Source organism: Pseudidiomarina planktonica (assembly GCF_900177775.1).
GTDB lineage: Bacteria > Pseudomonadota > Gammaproteobacteria > Enterobacterales > Alteromonadaceae > Pseudidiomarina > Pseudidiomarina planktonica.
Window position 1 is genome coordinate 640,073 of sequence record NZ_FXWH01000001.1, and the last position, 17,334, is coordinate 657,406.

Sequence of the window (17,334 nt, forward strand, 5' to 3'; positions counted from 1 at the left end):
ATGAGAAGCGTAAATGATGTAGTGAAAGTATTTAGAGAAGTTGAGGAACGCCATAATGCGCTTCACTTAGAAATTTCTGAGGTTAGGGTGTGGCTAGCACTTAGGCTTCATATTTATTATGAAATTGCTCAGAAGATTGGCATGTTAGATCGTCCGCATCAGGCGGCCTTAAGCCGAATTGATAAATTAAAGAATAGCTATAGCTATATATATAACTCACTCCGTCATAATCCTTTCTTGGCAAAGAAATCTACATTGTTGATAGTCCCACACTCTAGAAAGGTACTGTCAAACAATGTGGTCATAGATATTTATACGAACGACTTCATTAACGTTCGTAGCGACACTACCGTATTGGAAAAACATGACGGGCATAGGCATCAAGTGTCGCTCGGTCGTAATGCAGTTGCTTACGACTTTTTCTCTGTCTTATCCAATGCCTATTCTTCTGTTTTTAAAGCGCCTGTTAGCAAGGAAGTGCAGCGTACTATCAAAGCTATAGAGGATGATATAGAAGACCAATTCTCGGTTAGTATCGATCTTTTGGGTAGGATGCAAAAACTAGCTTCGAAGTTTAAAGTTGAAAACTATTTAGTTAAAAAATTTCTTAAGAAAAAATCCATACAGGAAATAGTCTTAGCCGTTTCATATGGACATCCGGTATTGATACATGCTGCAAAGTCACTGGGTATAAAGGTGACGGAAGTACAGCATGGCGTAATAAATAAATACCATCTCGGGTATGAATTTCCTACAGACTCCAACTTTGAACACCCTTTCTTTCCGGATGAGCTTATTGTTTGGCAAGATATGTGGAAACAAGCCGCAAACTTTCCAATTCCACCGAACTGTATTTTTACTAGAGAGTTGCAGTATTTCGCGATGGAAAAAAGGAAGCTTGAGCACGTTCCGAAAAAAACTGGAACAATACTCTGCTTATCTCAAGGAGTGAATGGAGAGCGAATTGCAGCATATTTGGAAAAAAACATACAATATTTAGAGAACTACGAAATTATTTTTAAGCTACATCCTAGCGAGTACAATAGATGGAAATCCTATCTTTCTCTCGTGAATTTATCGAAATATAAAAATGTTAAAGTAATTTCTGACAATAAAGAAAGTCTGCACAAGATGATGAAATCAGCTGAGTATGCGTTGGGAGTTTTTTCAACTGCAATGTTTGAAGCATACGACTATAAATGTAAGTTACTTGTGCTCGAGCTTCCAGGATTGGAGTATATGTCCTTTCTTTTAAATAGCGGCGAAGCCAAACTTGTTCCGATAGATTCTCGCCTTAAGCTGTTTCTGAGTTGATCTAGGAGTTTTTATGTTTACTAGGTTCAAGATGTTCGTGAAGCGCTTATATCGTTCGTTTTTGAAGTGGAATGCGCTAAGAGTCGTTCGCGATAGAGGTGTAAATATCAGAATAAACGGGCCTTGTCAGTTCTCGTCTCGCACCGAATTGGGAGTGAACTGCCATTTCAACGGTTTAAAAGTTAACGGCAAAGGGTTAGTAAGGATAGGAAGCAACTTTCATTCGGGCGAGGATTGCCTATTTATAACCGATATCCATAATTATAAGGGGGAAAAATTACCTTACGATGAGACCTATATAGTCAAAGATATAATCATTGAAGAAAATGTATGGATTGGAAGTCGCGTTATCATCTTAGGAGGGGTTACTTTAGGTGAGGGGGCCATAGTTCAAGCTGGTAGTGTGGTTGTAAGTGATGTTCCTGCACTATCTATAGTTGGTGGTCACCCTGCGAGGGTTTTTTCTAACCGCAGTAGCGAGCACTACTTTAGACTGAAAGAGGAAGGGAGCTTTCACTAAACGTTAGTGACTGTATGTAAATTTTTTCAACGTTAAAATGTCAAAAGCGCTCGGATGATCAAGTCAGTTGCTAAATCCCTTTTGCAAATAGGATTGTTTTTACTGTTAGAAGTATAATTTTTATATCCATTAAGAAACTTTGATGTTTAATATAGTAAATATCATATTTATGTTTCCATATCGCGTCTTCAGTTGAGGCTCCGTAAGGATATTTAACCTGAGCCAATCCGGTAATTCCTGGGCGAACGGCGTGCCGAAACCTATAATACGGGATCGATTTTTCCAGTTTTATTATAAAAATTTCCCGCTCAGGACGAGGCCCGATTATCGACATGTCTCCTCTAAGTACATTAATCAGTTGCGGGAGTTCGTCTAACCGTGTTTTACGAATGAATTTTCCTACACGCGTGACGCGCGAGTCATTTTTCTGAGCCCACTTTGCACCATCCTTCTCTGCGTCTGTGCGCATTGAACGAAATTTGATCACGCTGAACTCGGTATTATATAACCCCACTCGACGTTGCTTATAAAGTGCCGGCCCTCGAGATTCTAACTTAATGGCAATTGCAGTAAGTAATAGAATTGGAGAAAGGCAAACGATACCGATGAGTGACGCTATGAAGTCAAAAACTCTTTTCCAGAGCTTGTTACCGCTGTTGGATAAAATTGAGAAAGCCTTTTGTTGCAGGAAATAATCAGCATTCAGCAACTCAGTTTCTGTGTATTTTACTTTTCTATCAAGAAAGCTAATTAAAGGTTCAACCCAAGCACCCATCTCCGTCGCAGTAACCAAAAATTCCCGTTGCTCCGCGGTCATTTCGGCGCTTCTATAATGGCATACTACCTTTGGTAGCCCACGCTGAAGGTTAAATTCATTGAGAACGAAGTTGATTTTGTGGTGGCGAAGAATTTTTGATATTAACTTCTGATATTCTTCAGGGCAATACACGTGAACTTGAGCCGTTTTACGGAAACTTAACATTTAATTTGCCTATAAACGCACAGCTAGGTTGCTTAAATATGAGCTTGTTTGGAATTATTGACGCCTAATGTTAGCAGAACGTGTGGTGTATGACACCAAAATTGTACGCTGATTTGAGTTCCATTGTTGCCCCTTCGCAGATAGAATAATAACCAATGTGCATTGTAGCTTGCCGTCTCCAGATAGCATGCGGCATGACGAGGTTTTAATTCAGATTTTAAAGCTATAGCTAAAATAAATATTAAGGAAAGTTGTAATGAAAATTGCAGTGGCGGGAACTGGCTACGTAGGCCTTTCCAACGCAGTCTTGCTTGCACAACACAATGATGTAGTGGCTGTAGATATTATTGAAGAAAGAGTTGCTTTAGTAAACAGCGGCGAGTCCCCGATTGAAGATAGGGAACTATCAGGTTTTTTGTCTAGTGGCGAACTGTCACTGAGCGCAACGATGAACAAGCAGGAAGGCTATAAAGATGCAAAGTTTGTAGTTATAGCAACTCCGACAGACTATGATCCGGAGACAAATTACTTCAATACAAGTTCGGTTGAAGCGGTTATACAGGACGTTTTAGCTGTTAACCCGAGTGCAGTAATGGTTATAAAGTCAACGGTGCCTGTAGGTTTCACTTTAGAAGCGCGTAAACGCTTTAATACTGAGAATATTATGTTTTCGCCAGAGTTTTTGCGTGAAGGTCTGGCGCTATACGATAACCTTCACCCCTCCAGAATTATTGTTGGCGAGCGGTCGGAGCGTGCTCAACAGTTTGCTGGTTTGTTGCTGCAGGGAGCCTTAAAGAAAGACGTTCCTGTTCTTTACACAGATAGTACAGAAGCTGAAGCTATTAAACTTTTTGCCAATACTTATTTAGCAATGCGCGTGGCTTACTTTAACGAGTTAGATACTTACGCAGAAAGTCATAGTTTAGATACCCGCCAGATTATTGAAGGGGTCGGCCTAGATCCTCGTATTGGCTCACATTACAATAATCCGTCCTTTGGCTATGGCGGTTACTGTTTACCCAAAGATACGAAGCAACTACTCGCGAACTATGAAGACGTGCCGCAAGCCTTGATTAGAGCTGTCGTAGAGTCGAATTCAACTCGGAAGAGCTTCGTTGCTAGTGCTATAATGGCTCGGAAACCGAAAACCGTCGGGATTTATCGCTTAGTAATGAAGTCAGGTTCTGATAACTTCCGAGCGTCTGCTGTGCAGGGCATTATGAGCCGTCTCGAAGCCAAGGGGATTTCTATTGTAGTGTATGAACCTGCATTAGAAGATAATAGCTTTAATAATTTTCCGGTTATTCGAGATCTTCAGGAATTTAAAGAAAAGAGCTGCGTGATTGTCTCAAATCGTCTTGCCGAAGAGCTACAAGATGTAAAAGCAAAGGTATATACCCGAGATGTTTTTAATTCTGACTAGTTTATTCTGGACGGTTTGCTTAGCTGTCTTAACGCGATTGTAAGGATTAGATGTGATTTTATTAACAGGTGGTGCTGGATATATTGGCTCTCATACAGCAGTTGAGTTGATTCAGGCAAATCACGAAATTGTGGTGATTGATAATTTATCAAATAGTGCAGTTGAGAGTATTCGCCGTATTGAGACCATCACCGGTACCAAAGTGCCATTTTTAGAAGGTGATATTCGTGACGAGGTTTTTTTGGATTCTGTTTTTCAGAAATACAATATCTCGGCAGTTATCCATTTTGCAGGGTTAAAATCAGTTAGCGAAAGTGTCGCAAAGCCACTAGAGTATTATGATAATAATGTTCACGGAACGATGGTTTTGCTACGAGCTATGCAGCAGGCTGAAGTTAAGCAGTTTATTTTCAGTTCGTCGGCAACCGTTTATGGTGAAGATGCTCCTGTTCCTTATTTAGAGTCGATGCCAAGAGGGCGAGCGTCAAACCCTTATGGTCGGTCTAAAGCAATAGTTGAGCAAATATTAACCGACTTTCACTCCGCAGAAACCGACATGTCGATAACAATTCTTCGATATTTTAATCCTGTCGGGGCGCACTCTTCAGGCATGATAGGTGAGGATCCAAAGGATATTCCCAACAACTTAATGCCTTTTGTGTCTCAAGTTGCGATAGGGCGTCTAGACAAACTAGTCATTCATGGGGACAATTATGATACTCGCGATGGGACTTGTGAGCGAGATTATATTCATGTGGTTGATCTGGCTAAAGGACATTTATGCGCTTTAAATCAAATGGCGGCTGCCGGCATTCACATATTTAATTTGGGTACGGGTAAGTCAAATTCGGTAAAAGAAGTGATTGAAACATTTCAGCGCGTTAATGGAATTAAAATACCCTACGAAATTGGCACTAGACGAGATGGTGATCTTCCGGCATGTTGGGCCTGTACAGAAAAAGCTGAAAATCAGCTGCAGTGGAGAGCGACAAGGACTCTTGAGGATATGATGCGTGATACGTGGCAGTGGCAGCAGAAGAATCCGAATGGCTATAATTAGTGAGTCGCTTTAATATATTTTCCTACTCAAGGTTTAGAGTTCCATTCGCTGAAAACGCAGGCTACAATAGCCTGCGTTTTTGTTATAAATTCTAATTTATACGTTCTATTTTTCGTTTTCGAAAGGAGTCGGTTTTGAGCCGCTTAGTATCACTTGCCCTAGCTCTATTCTTGATTGCTGCTGCAGTCATTTCGCTGCCTCAAGAGGCCTATGCCCAGAGTAAGCCAACTCAGGCGCAGCTTGAGCAATTCAAGAAGTTACCACGCGCTCAGCAAGAAGCTTTGGCGCGTCAGTACGGTATTAGCTTAAGCGATTTAGAACGTAGTAGCGGTAACCAACAAGGTGAAATCCGAGCTTCTGATACGGTTTCCGAGCGTGCTAACAACACTGATACTGAAACTGACCGTCGCGCGCTAAATGAGCTTAGCCCAGGCGAGCTTGAAAAGCGTCTGGCAAAAGATGATGAAGAAATTGCTCCATTCGGTTATAGCCTGTTTCAGGGCGAACCTAGCACTTTCGCACCTATTAGTAATGCACCAGTTCCTTCTAATTACTTGATTGGTGTGGGAGATACTCTACGTATTCAGTTGTATGGGAAAGAAAGCTCAAGTTATGACGCAATTGTGGATCGCGAAGGTCGAATTACGGTTGGTCAGTTGGGGCCAATGAGCGTGGCTGGGTTACGTTACGATGAAGTGAAAGAGTTGATTCGTGCCACCGTAAGTGAACGCATGATTGGTATTGAAGCGGCGGTTTCTATTGGTGAACTGCGTTCTATGCAAGTATTTGTTGTTGGCGAAGCCTACAAACCGGGCGCTTATACCGTTAGTTCGCTAACGACTATTAGTCAGGCGCTGTTTGTGTCCGGTGGTGTATCTGATATTGCTTCGCTACGTAGCATTCAGTTAAAACGCGGCGGTGAAACAGTAAAAACTTTTGATCTGTACGATTTACTGACCAAGGGTGATGCTAGTGATGATGCTTTACTGCGCGACGGAGATGTAGTTTTTATCCCACCCCGAGGTGAGATGATAACCGTGCGTGGCGAAGTGATGCGTCCGGCGCAGTACGAACTCAAAGGCAATGAGACGTTGGCTGATGTTGTAGAGCTTGCAGGCGGACTATTGCCGAATGCCTATAGAGCGTCAGCACAACTTCAGCGTGTGGCTAACGGTTCACGTATTATTGAAACTGTGAATTTAAATACTAAAGCTGATTCTGTAAAAATGCGCGGCGGCGATGATTTAGATATTGGTGCTGTTGCTCAGCGTGTATCTGAGGGAGTTATGTTGGTAGGTGCAGTTACTCGCCCTGGCACCTATGAAGTTACCAATGATATGCGCGTCAGTGATCTACTTCCAGGTATTGATTCCGCATTATTGCCGGTTGCCGACTTGGGCTACGGGCTGGTAGTTCGGCCGTCGGAAGACCGCCGTCGTACGCAAGTTCTGCAGTTTGACGTTGCGCAGGCGATTTCGGGTAAGGCTGAGCAGAACCTTGCCCTGCAATCACGCGATCAGGTGGTTATTTTTAGCCGTTATGAGTCGGCCATGGCAGAAAAGAACCAGCTAGAAAGCTTTTTAAGAACTGAATCCGAACGTGCACGAATTCAGCGCGAAGAAGTATTAGAGTTATACCGTGAGCAATATCTGCAAAAGCTCGTTGGTAATCGTGCCGACAATTTCAATGACAGCGATCAACCTGACCGCTTGCGTGAGCTTGATAAAGAACTCGCTAGCCTTTTTGAAACGGAACCGAGTGAAAAAGAAGGTGACAAAGAGACAGTGAAATCACCTAGCTACTATTCAAAGTTCTCGCGTTATAATTTGTTGCAGCCTATTTTATATCAGTTGCGTAACCAATACACAGCAACAGGTAGTCTAAATTTATTTTTCGTTGATGGTGAAGTGCGCTATCCGGGCGTATATCCACTGGCAGTAAATGCCACAGCGCGAGATGCTATAGCGGCGGCTGGCGGTTTAAAAGAGTCGGCCTATCTGGCACGTGCTGAAATTACCCGAACCCTTTTATCCGACGGTGAAGCTGTTACTGATTATGTGCCCTTTGAATTGGGTAAAGTGCTTAGCGGCGAAACTCAAATGCTCTTAAATGGTCGGGATCGGGTAAACATTTTGTCGATTCCTGATTGGCAGAATACTCTGCAGGTGCGTTTGGAAGGCGAAGTGCGTTTCCCCGGTACATACACTATTCGCCGTGGTGAAACCCTGAAAACGTTGCTGGAACGTGCCGGGGGTTTAACAGACTATGCCTTTGAGCGCGGCGCTGTATTTACTAGAGCCGACCTACGTGAAACGGAACAACGTCAATTAGAAGGTCTGGCACAGCAATTACGCCGTGAAATTGCATCTAACGTTATTACTGACACCGGTGGTAACTTTGCGTACGGCGAGCTTAACCAGTTATTACGTGACTTAACTAACATTGAAGCTATTGGGCGTTTGGTGGTCGATTTAGATGCCATTATGGCTAATGGCTCGCGTGATGCTGACTTGCAGTTGAAAGACGGCGACCGCTTATTTGTGCCTACCTCTCAAAACACGGTTAGCATTATTGGCGAAGTGCAACTGGCTAGTTCTTATCGTTACGATGGCACTTTGTCACTGGATGATTACATTGAACGTGCCGGGGGGTTGCGCCAGAAAGCGGATGACTCACGCGTGTATATAGTAAAAGCTGATGGCTCTATCTCTGTACCAGACCGTAGTGGTTGGTTTAACTTTAAACGCACTTCAGTTGAACCAGGCGATACCATAGTGGTGCCATTAGACACGCAATACGTGAACAATATTGAGGTTTGGAGCACAGCAACACAGATCATGTATCAGGTTGGTGTAGCCCTAGCAGCAGTAAGCTCACTGTAACTGCTGGTTGACGTTGACGTAGCCTGACGTTCCACGTCAGGTGAGATGCCTGGATTATCAAATAATGTATTTGTGGCATGCCGATGGTTGCAGCAAATACATTATTTTAAACGGTTAGATTGGACCTGACGTGAAACGTCAGGCTACAACTGGAATTTTATGACGACCGAGAATCGTTTAACGCACCTGCAGCAGCTCGAAAGCGAAGCCATTCACATTTTTCGTGAGGTGGCTGCGCAGTTCGAGCAGCCGGTGATGATGTACTCGGTTGGGAAAGATTCTTCTGTACTTCTGCATTTAGCCCGCAAGGCATTCTACCCTGGGCGAATTCCGTTCCCACTACTGCACATAGACACCACCTGGAAGTTTCAGGAAATGATTGCCTTTCGCGACCGTATGGCAAAGCAGCATAACTTTGAGCTCTTAGTGCATACCAATCAAGAAGCGGTGCAGCAGGGTGTGAACCCTTTTGACCACCCGCGTTACACCGACATTATGAAAACCGATGCGCTGAAGCAGGCGCTTAGTCAGCATGGTTTTGATGCCGCTATTGGCGGCGCCCGTCGAGACGAAGAAAAATCCCGTGCCAAAGAGCGTGTGTTTTCATTTCGTGATCCGCATCACCGCTGGGACCCAAAACAGCAACGCCCTGAACTATGGCGTATATATAACGGTGCCGTGAATAAACGCGAAAGTATGCGGGTGTTTCCGCTGTCGAATTGGACCGAGCTGGATATTTGGGAATACATTCAGGCCGAGGGTATTGAAATTCCGTCGCTATACTTTGCTAAAGAGCGCCCTGTGGTGGAGCGTGACGGCAGCCTGATTATGGTAGACGACAATCGTATACGTTTAGCCGAAGGGGAGCAGCCCCAGCAGCGCATGGTGCGTTTTCGTACCTTAGGTTGTTATCCGCTAACAGGTGCTATGGAATCAAACGCCACTACCTTGCCGGAAATTATTGCTGAAATGCAGCTAAGCCGCTTTTCCGAGCGCCAGGGTCGGGTGATCGATCATGACGCCGCAGCCTCAATGGAAAAGAAGAAAATTGAGGGGTACTTTTAGTAATGAGTGACGAAGCAATGAGTACCAACCCGAATAAATTAGGCTTATTGCGCTTATTAACTTGCGGTAGCGTGGACGACGGTAAAAGCACTCTGATTGGTCGCCTGCTGTATGACAGTCAGGGAATCTACGAAGATCAGCTCAGCAGCTTAACCGCCGACAGCAAAAAAATGGGCACTCAGGGTGGCGAGTTAGATTTAGCCTTGTTGGTAGACGGCCTGCAGTCGGAACGCGAACAGGGCATTACCATTGACGTAGCTTATAGGTATTTTTCCACGCCTAAGCGTAAGTTTATTATTGCCGACACCCCGGGCCACGAGCAGTACACCCGCAATATGGCCACCGGCGCCTCGAATAGCGACTTTGCCATTATTCTGATTGATGCCAGTAAGGGTGTGCAAACCCAAACGCGCCGGCATAGCTTTATTTGTTCGCTGCTGGGTATTAAGCAGGTCATAGTAGCGGTGAACAAAATGGACACCGTGGGCTATAAGCAGGATGTGTATAAAGGCATTCAGCAGGATTATCTGAAACTAGCCGGTAGTCTGGATATTCCTGATATTCGCTTTGTACCTATTTCGGCTTTGTTGGGTGACAACGTGGTGCACCCAAGTAAGCAAATGCCCTGGTTCCGTGGCTCAACTTTGTTGCACTATATTGAAACCACAGTGCCCCAGGCGCATGAGTCCAACGAGTTCCGTTTTCCGGTGCAGCGGGTTAGCCGGCCTGATTCTGACTTCCGCGGTTTTGAAGGCAGCATAGTTAGTGGCGCAGTGAAGGTTGGTGACACTATTCGTGTGCTACCTGCAGGTACTATTAGTAGTGTGCGTTCTATTACCACTTTTGATGGTGAGTTAGATCAAGCCGTTGCCCCACAGGCCGTAACTATTACCTTAAATGACGAAGTGGCGGTAAACCGTGGTGACATGTTGGCGCATAAAGACGACTTACCCAGGGTAGCGTCTCGCGTAAGGGCCAAGCTGGTATGGATGCATGAGCAGCCGCTACAGCCACGCAACGAATACCGCGTACACTTTATTACCAAAGCGACCCGCGGCATGGTGGCGGGGCTGCATCACCGCATAGACGTAAATACCATGACCGAGCAAAGCGTGAGTACGCTTGGCTTAAATGAAATTGGTCTGGTCGATTTGCAGCTGGTAGAGCCGGTGCCTTTCGATAAGTACGCCGACAATAAGCACAGCGGTAGCTTTATTTTAATTGATAAGGTTTCCAACACTACGGTAGCTGCGGGCATGGTTGAAGAAGCTTTGCCTGATACGGGCGCTCAGCGCGCCGGTGAGACTTCACAAGAAGTTGTTTGGCATGCCGCTGCCGTGGGTTCGCAAGAACGTGCGCTGCGCTATGAGCATAAGCCCTGCATGCTTTGGTACACCGGGCTAAGTGGCTCAGGTAAATCAACTATTGCGAATGCCGTAGACCGTTTATTGTTTGAGCGCGGTTGCCGTACCTATGTACTGGACGGCGACAATTTACGCCATGGCTTGAATAAAGACTTAGGTTTTAGCGATTCAGATCGAGTTGAAAATATTCGCCGGGTAAGCGAAATGGGGCGCTTGTTTGTTGATGCCGGTTTAATTGTAAGTGCAGCGTTGATTTCGCCCTTTGCTGAAGAGCGGGCAAGAGCTAAAACCTTAGTTGGTGCCGACCAGTTTATTGAAGTATTTATAGATACCCCGATTGAGGTATGTGAGCAGCGTGATCCTAAAGGCTTGTACGCAAAAGCGCGGGCGGGGGACATTCCCAATTTTACCGGTATTAGCTCGCCTTACGAAGCGCCGGCTAAGCCTGATGTCCACGTACATACTGACAAAGTAAACGTCACCGAAGCTGCCCAGCAAATTATTGATTATCTTTTCCGCCGAAGGATTATTGCCTAGTTTAGCGTCCAATTACATTTCGGGAATTAGTTCAATAGCTTTTCATTGTGGAAACGCTATTGATTACTTTATATATCAAGAATTATCTATAGAAGGTAAAGCTGCTATTGTATGATTCTGGTATCGTCAGGAAAATTTTTTCGAATCAGTATAAACTCAGTATCGCTGAGCAGCTATCTATTCGGGAAGTATTATTAAGGAGTTTTTGCCGTGACCTATCCTATTTTTCTCTCAGTTGTTTATGTGGTGAAAGACCAAGCTGATGAGCTAGAGACAATCCTAAGAAACGCAGTCTTGTATCTTTCTGATTTAGTTGAAGATTTTGAAGTTATTGTAGTTGACAACTCTTCCACAGATGACTCAGTTTTCAAATTATCGTTGCTCACAAAAGGCGATGGCTTGCCTAACCTACAAGTATACGCTTTGACGAAAAGTGTCGATCAAGATACTGCAGCGTGGGTAGGAATAGAAAATTCTCTCGGAGATTTTGCTGCTGTTATTAACCCAGATGAAGATGATATAAATCAATTACCGGAGTTACTAAAAAGAGCAACGTCAGGTGCTGATGTAGTTTTCGGAAAAAATATAGTGAAATCAAAGCAAAGCGTTTGCTATAAGTTTGGTGAGAAGTTTTTTAGCGTTTTATTCCGTTCATTTAATGGAATAAATCTAACGAAAGAAATATCGCAATTCCGTGTTTTAAGCAAAAAGGTTATAAATTTTGTTCTCCAACACCCTCAGCCCGCAATAACGTATCGACATCTTCCTATAACAGGTGGGTTTAAGCGATCTACATATCAATATAAATATGTTCCAAAGAATAGGAAAAAGAAGAGACTTAGTGACAGCTTTGACAAAGGAATTCGAATTTTAGTTTCAACCACCCGTGTACCGATGCGACTAGTCACGGCGCTAACACTATTTGGTGCTGTATCTAATGTTATTTATTCGATATACGTACTTTTCGTTTCTCTCACTAAGACGAATGTTGAACCAGGGTGGGTAAGCTTATCTTTGCAACAGTCCGGAATGTTTTTTCTTATTTCATTAGTACTTTTAGTTTTAGGTGAATATATCCTTCAAATGGCTAGTTTGTCGAATGAGGGACCCGCCTATAATATAGCTGAAGAATATACGAGTACCGTAATAACTCGTCGTGAAAAGTTAAATATCGATGAGCCAAAAGTTATAGAATCTATCGAGAATTCGAATAATGTCAAAAATTAAAAGTACACATTTTTTTGACGCTGTTGTTATTGGTGGAGGGTTTTACGGAGCAAGTATTGCTGCTTATTTGGTCGAAGTTATAGGACTAAAAAAGGTTGCGATAATTGAAAAAGAAAAGGCGCTAATGCAAAGGGCTTCTTATAACAATCAGGCAAGAGTACACAATGGTTATCATTATCCACGGAGTTATACTACCGCTTATAGAAGCCGTACTAATTTACCTAAATTTTTGAATAAATGGGGATTTTCTGTAAAAACTGACTTCAAAAAATTGTATGCAATAGCAACGCGTAACTCAAAGGTTACTCCTAAACAATTTGAACGGTTTTGTAATGAGATAGGAGCTCCTATTAAAATTGCTGACAGTTCAGACCGAAAGCAATTTAACTCTAAGTTAATTGAAGAAGTTTTTGAAGTTGAAGAGTTCGCATTTGATTCTAGTCAATTACGTCAATTTGCTGAAAAAGAGTTAAAAGATTTAAATGTAAATGTAATGTTGGACACTTCTTGTACTCAGATAATAAACGATGGATTTAATATTTATAAATGTATTGTTGAATCGGCTGGACAGAAAAATACAGGTAATGGCCATGCAATTTGGACAAGTAAAATATTTAATTGTACTTATAGCGGCTTGAATCAAATAAAGGGCGAGTTTGAAGGAGTTAAGACAAGAGTTAAGCACGAGTTAACTGAAATGGCCTTAATTGTTCCTCCTGATGGCTTCTCCGATATTGGAATAACAGTTATGGACGGACCTTTTTTTTCTACAATGCCTTTTCCCGCGAGACAATTACACAGCATGTCACACGTACGATATACGCCCCATACGTCTTGGGAAGACGACGCTGATATCAATCCTTACCAAAGGCTCGAACGATTTCGCCCACAATCTCGATTTGACAGGATGAGGCGGGATATCATGCGATATATACCTAGTTTTTGTGATGCTAAGTATGTTGATTCGTTATTAGAACTAAAGACTGTACTAGTTAAGAATGAGGTAGACGATGGTCGGCCAATTTTATTTGAAAAAGACGCTAAATTGCCAGGCGTTTACTCGATTCTTGGCGGAAAAATCGATAACATCTTTGATATTATTGAGAAACTAGACAGTGAGTTGAGAGATTAATTAATGGCTACTACAAATATTGAAATTACAATTCCAGTTCTTGACGAAGAAGATACTCTCAAAAGTCAGATAGAAAAAATTGATATGTTCCTCAACGCGAATTTAAGCCTTAATAGTCAGGTCAGCTTGGTTATTGTTGATAATGGGTCAACTGATAAAACTCCCATGATAGCGCAGCGCTTAAGTGAAACGTTAAGACGTGTACGATATATACGACTGGAGGAGCGGGGAGTAGGTAGGGCTTTGAAGGCGTCCTGGCTAAATTCAAAGTCTGATATTGTAGGCTATATGGATTTAGACCTCGCAACTGATTTGAAGCATTTAGAACCCGCATTGGAACTGATACAAGGGGGGCAGTATGATGTTGTTACTGGATCTCGTTTGTTGAAAGCGTCAAAAGCAATCGGTAGGCCGCCGATAAGAACCTTTACCAGTAAGACCCTCAACGTAATTTTACAGACTTGGTTTGACGTTGGTTTTAGTGACGGGATGTGTGGGTTTAAATTTCTTCGATCGGACTTGATAAATGAACTAATGGCGGCTGGCGCAGTAAGTGACGGTTGGTTTTTTGCGACAGAAATTCTTATAGCCGCTGAGGCACTTGGTTATAAGGTTGGTGACATTCCGGTAGAGTGGACTGACGATCCTAATTCAAAAGTCAAAATCTTAAAGTTAACGGCAGAATACTTAAAGGCAATGAAAAGGCTAAAGTGCAACTTAAAAGAATACGAGAAAAACAATGCTTATAAATAAATTATCACCGGATGAGAAACAGATATTTTTAGGCAGCGCTATGTGGGGTAGGGGCGTAACTAAACATGATGTTTTTAGGATGTTGGATTATTATATTGAGTCCGGTGAAACATTAATTGATCATGCAGTGAATTACCCTATTAATGCGATTCCCGAAGACTACGGATTGGGATTGAACTGGCTTTCAGAATGGAAAGCACTGAATTCTTCTAGCAAAATAGAGGTACTTGTTAAGATTGGCTCTGTTAATAATTTAGGGACGCCTGATAGTGATCTTTCACCAAGAGGAATCCAACAGCAGTTTAACTTTCTAAGTGATAAACTCGAAGGTTCTCTGTCTTCGATAGCGATTCATTGGGATAACCGAATCTCTCGGGACAGTTCTATCGAAATAGCGGAAACCTTGGAAACTGTTAACGACATCGCTGATAAACACGGTCTTCGAATCGGAATATCAGGAATTAAGAGTGCGGATCTTTATGGCGATTATTTTAATGAGCATGCTATAAAACCAATAGTACAGGTTAAAGAAAATGTAATCACTTGCGATGCCCGTAAATTTTACTCTAAATATTTTAAAGATGCGGATTATATCGCTTACGGAATAAATTTAGGGGGATTGCGTGAGCAGGGAACGAGTGCAACTGCGGCACTAAGGGGGATCGAGCACCCTGATTGGGTCTATGATGCCTTCAAAGCTGTAAAAATGGATACATCGTTACGTCCAAAGCCAGAAAGTTTTTATGATATCTCGATGTATCTAGCATATTGTAACCCAAACTTATCCGGAATTATTATAGGTCCGAAGAGTAAAGACCAATTGAGCTCATTACTACAATTTTGGGAAGCGCTCCAGAATTTTAATAGATCACATGATTACAGATCTCTCAACCAGCTGATTGAAAAAAACATGGTCTGTTAATTGTGAAGATATCTGATTTCGAATTTTTTAGATTTTTAGTTGTCGGTGTAATAAATACAGCGGTAGGTTACGGCGTTTTTTATCTTTTACTGCGCTATTTACATGTACAACCATATCTTGCAAACGCAATCGGCTATTGCGTGGCTTTATCCGTTGCCTTCACGCTTTCTAGGTGTTTTGTTTTTAATAAAACCTATAAACCGCGTATGGTCCTTAACTTTACTATTGCATTTATTTTGGCTTTTGGACTTAATCAAATTACGCTATTTTTGAGTTTGAATGTAGCTGGGCTGATTCCTGAGTTGGCTCAGTTATTTGCAATGGCTGTTTACACAGTTGCGTTTTTCTTTTTAAATAAATATTTCGTATTTAATAGGTGACGAATGGACAGAACAGAAAGTGAGCGTCATACTCCGTATATTGGATGGCTGATAGTTTCTTGTGTGGCTCTTTTTATATTTTCTTATAAACTCGCCGCATGGGACTCATTGATTATCGAGGTTCACGACAATCTGGATTCAGTGCATGCATGGCTAGCAGTATTAAGAGAACATGGTTTGTTTTTTTCGAAAAATGACGCCATCGTGCCTTTTCTTGGAGGAATTGAGAGAGCCTATTTACCCTCCGAGCTACAACTAGCTAATTTCCTTTATTTTCTGTTTGATCCTTTAGTTGCACATCATGTTAACTTTTTAATTAAGGTTGTGATCGGTACCTTTTCTTTTTACTTTTTAGCTCAACGCCTTCTTTCTTCGGATACTAACTTCAAATACTATGGACCTATAGTTTCTTTTGCTTATGCTCTTCTTCCTGGATACGAAAACTTATTTATTGCACAGGCATCACTTCCTCTAGTGGCCTATCTCTATATCCGGATTCTTGAGGAGAAGCGGATTAGTTTGCTAGCCATTGTTTTGATTTATCCGATACTCTCAGAGTTCCCAAGGTATGGAATCTTTATTTGCGGAACGATAATGGCGTTCACTGTTTATCTGGCAGTGCAACGCGATAAACGATGGATTCTTTCTTTACTGTTCATTGGTGCTCTTTGTGTTGGTTACATCGTGACTGACTACAGATTGTTCTATACTATTTTTCTGTCTGGACAAGATACGATTAGGGTTGCTATGGCATCTTCTGATTATAGTTTTATCAGGGGAGTCGCGAAAACACTAGTACTGGGTCAGTATCATGCTCAATCAATTCATTTTTTCCTTATTGCGCCATGTTTGCTTCTGGCATTGTTCCTATCCCGAAAAGAAATTGCATATTTAGATATAAAACGATACGGAAAAGAACTTCAGTTGATTTTTATTTGCTTGGGACTGATTTTATTTTACTCCGTAACTTATGGGTTATACGGGTCCTCTGAAGTTAAGTCTGTTATTTCAACGCTATTGCCTCCGTTATCTGGCTTTAAGTTTTATCGTTTCATATGGCTTAATCCATTGCTTTGGTATTTGATATTTGCTGCTTCCTTACTACTAGTTTCTCGATATATGAATCGCGCATTAGCGATATTTATATCGGTTACCCAGCTTCTGGTGGTTGTTCTTTATCCCTCTTATAGTAACGATTTAGCAAACTCTTTGAAATGTGAGTATTTTGTAACTTGTGAGTCTGAACCAAGCTACAGGAGTTTTTATAGTAGTAAGCTACTTGACGATATTAAATCGGATATAGGTTATTCAGGTGAGTGGGTGGTTGCGTTCGGTTTTCATCCTAGTGTTCTTAGTTATAATGGCTTTAATACGGCGGATGGATATCATAATGCTTACAGCTATGCTTATAAAAAGGAGTTTCGTGAGTTAATTGAGCCAGCTCTTAATCGGTCAGAAAAGTATAGAGAGTATTTTGATAATTGGGGCGGTCGAGCGTATTTGTTTTCGGATGATGTTGAATTTTCACCGAATAGAAACATTAAAGAGGGCGTCGTTGATTTGGATATCAGTATGGATTCGGCCCGTCGTATGGGCATTGCCTATATCATTTCGCTTTATCGAATTAAAACTTCAACAAGTGATGATGACCTGGTATTTATCGGCGAGTATAAAAATCCTGATTTGTCTTTTTATAAATTTTTTGTTTATAAAATATAGCGATTTTTTAATATTGTGCGGCGCAGGATTTGAGAAAATGCCAGACTAGAGATT

General features: G+C 42.1%; 14 protein-coding genes. 13 read left to right on the plus strand and 1 reads right to left on the minus strand.

Annotated elements, in window-relative coordinates:
- Nucleotides 1-1,314, plus strand: a complete 1,314-nt coding sequence (locus CCE91_RS03005; protein ID WP_086433774.1) for a hypothetical protein — start codon at nt 1-3, stop codon at nt 1,312-1,314.
- A gap of 13 nt (nt 1,315-1,327) precedes the next feature.
- A complete protein-coding gene (locus tag CCE91_RS03010; RefSeq protein WP_086433775.1) occupies nt 1,328-1,834 on the plus strand; it encodes an acyltransferase in 507 nt (168 codons plus the stop codon).
- Nucleotides 1,835-1,904: 70 nt separating this feature from the next.
- Here the strand turns inward: CCE91_RS03010 and CCE91_RS03015 are convergent, their stop codons facing one another.
- Nucleotides 1,905-2,816: a sugar transferase gene (locus CCE91_RS03015; RefSeq protein WP_086433776.1), complete on the minus strand. Its 912-nt coding sequence runs from the start codon at nt 2,814-2,816 to the stop codon at nt 1,905-1,907.
- 256 nt (nt 2,817-3,072) lie between these two features.
- Here CCE91_RS03015 and CCE91_RS03020 point away from each other — a divergent pair, with 256 nt between their 5' ends.
- The 11 genes from CCE91_RS03020 to CCE91_RS03070 all read left to right on the plus strand — a co-directional run bounded on the left by CCE91_RS03020 (nt 3,073) and on the right by CCE91_RS03070 (nt 17,280).
- Complete coding sequence (locus CCE91_RS03020; RefSeq protein WP_086433777.1) at nt 3,073-4,239, plus strand: nucleotide sugar dehydrogenase; 1,167 nt, start codon at nt 3,073-3,075, stop codon at nt 4,237-4,239.
- A gap of 52 nt (nt 4,240-4,291) precedes the next feature.
- Entirely contained in the window at nt 4,292-5,299 is a 1,008-nt protein-coding gene (galE, locus tag CCE91_RS03025; protein WP_086433778.1) for a UDP-glucose 4-epimerase GalE, read from the plus strand.
- A 134-nt stretch (nt 5,300-5,433) separates the two neighbouring features.
- The gene (locus CCE91_RS03030; RefSeq protein ID WP_086433779.1) at nt 5,434-8,181 is read left to right on the plus strand and encodes an SLBB domain-containing protein; all 2,748 of its coding nucleotides are present in this window, start codon (nt 5,434-5,436) and stop codon (nt 8,179-8,181) included.
- Nucleotides 8,182-8,340: 159 nt separating this feature from the next.
- Nucleotides 8,341-9,246, plus strand: coding sequence for a sulfate adenylyltransferase subunit CysD (gene cysD / locus CCE91_RS03035; protein WP_086433780.1), 906 nt, complete (start codon nt 8,341-8,343; stop codon nt 9,244-9,246).
- Between the two features lie 2 nt (nt 9,247-9,248).
- A complete protein-coding gene (cysN, locus tag CCE91_RS03040) occupies nt 9,249-11,147 on the plus strand; it encodes a sulfate adenylyltransferase subunit CysN (protein WP_086433781.1) in 1,899 nt (632 codons plus the stop codon).
- Nucleotides 11,148-11,357: 210 nt separating this feature from the next.
- Nucleotides 11,358-12,374: a glycosyltransferase gene (locus CCE91_RS03045; protein WP_086433782.1), complete on the plus strand. Its 1,017-nt coding sequence runs from the start codon at nt 11,358-11,360 to the stop codon at nt 12,372-12,374.
- Nucleotides 12,361-13,506: an FAD-dependent oxidoreductase gene (locus CCE91_RS03050; RefSeq protein ID WP_086433783.1), complete on the plus strand. Its 1,146-nt coding sequence runs from the start codon at nt 12,361-12,363 to the stop codon at nt 13,504-13,506. The genes CCE91_RS03045 and CCE91_RS03050 overlap by 14 nt, the downstream gene beginning before the upstream one ends.
- Before the next feature lie 3 nt (nt 13,507-13,509).
- Nucleotides 13,510-14,259 (plus strand): glycosyltransferase, encoded by a 750-nt coding sequence (locus tag CCE91_RS03055; protein ID WP_086433784.1) that lies wholly within the window; start codon nt 13,510-13,512, stop codon nt 14,257-14,259.
- Entirely contained in the window at nt 14,246-15,181 is a 936-nt protein-coding gene (locus tag CCE91_RS03060; protein WP_086433785.1) for an aldo/keto reductase, read from the plus strand. The genes CCE91_RS03055 and CCE91_RS03060 overlap by 14 nt, the downstream gene beginning before the upstream one ends.
- Nucleotides 15,182-15,183: 2 nt before the next feature.
- A complete protein-coding gene (locus CCE91_RS03065; protein WP_157984139.1) occupies nt 15,184-15,561 on the plus strand; it encodes a GtrA family protein in 378 nt (125 codons plus the stop codon).
- 3 nt (nt 15,562-15,564) lie between these two features.
- Nucleotides 15,565-17,280: a DUF6044 family protein gene (locus CCE91_RS03070; RefSeq protein WP_086433787.1), complete on the plus strand. Its 1,716-nt coding sequence runs from the start codon at nt 15,565-15,567 to the stop codon at nt 17,278-17,280.
- Nucleotides 17,281-17,334: the final 54 nt, after the last annotated feature.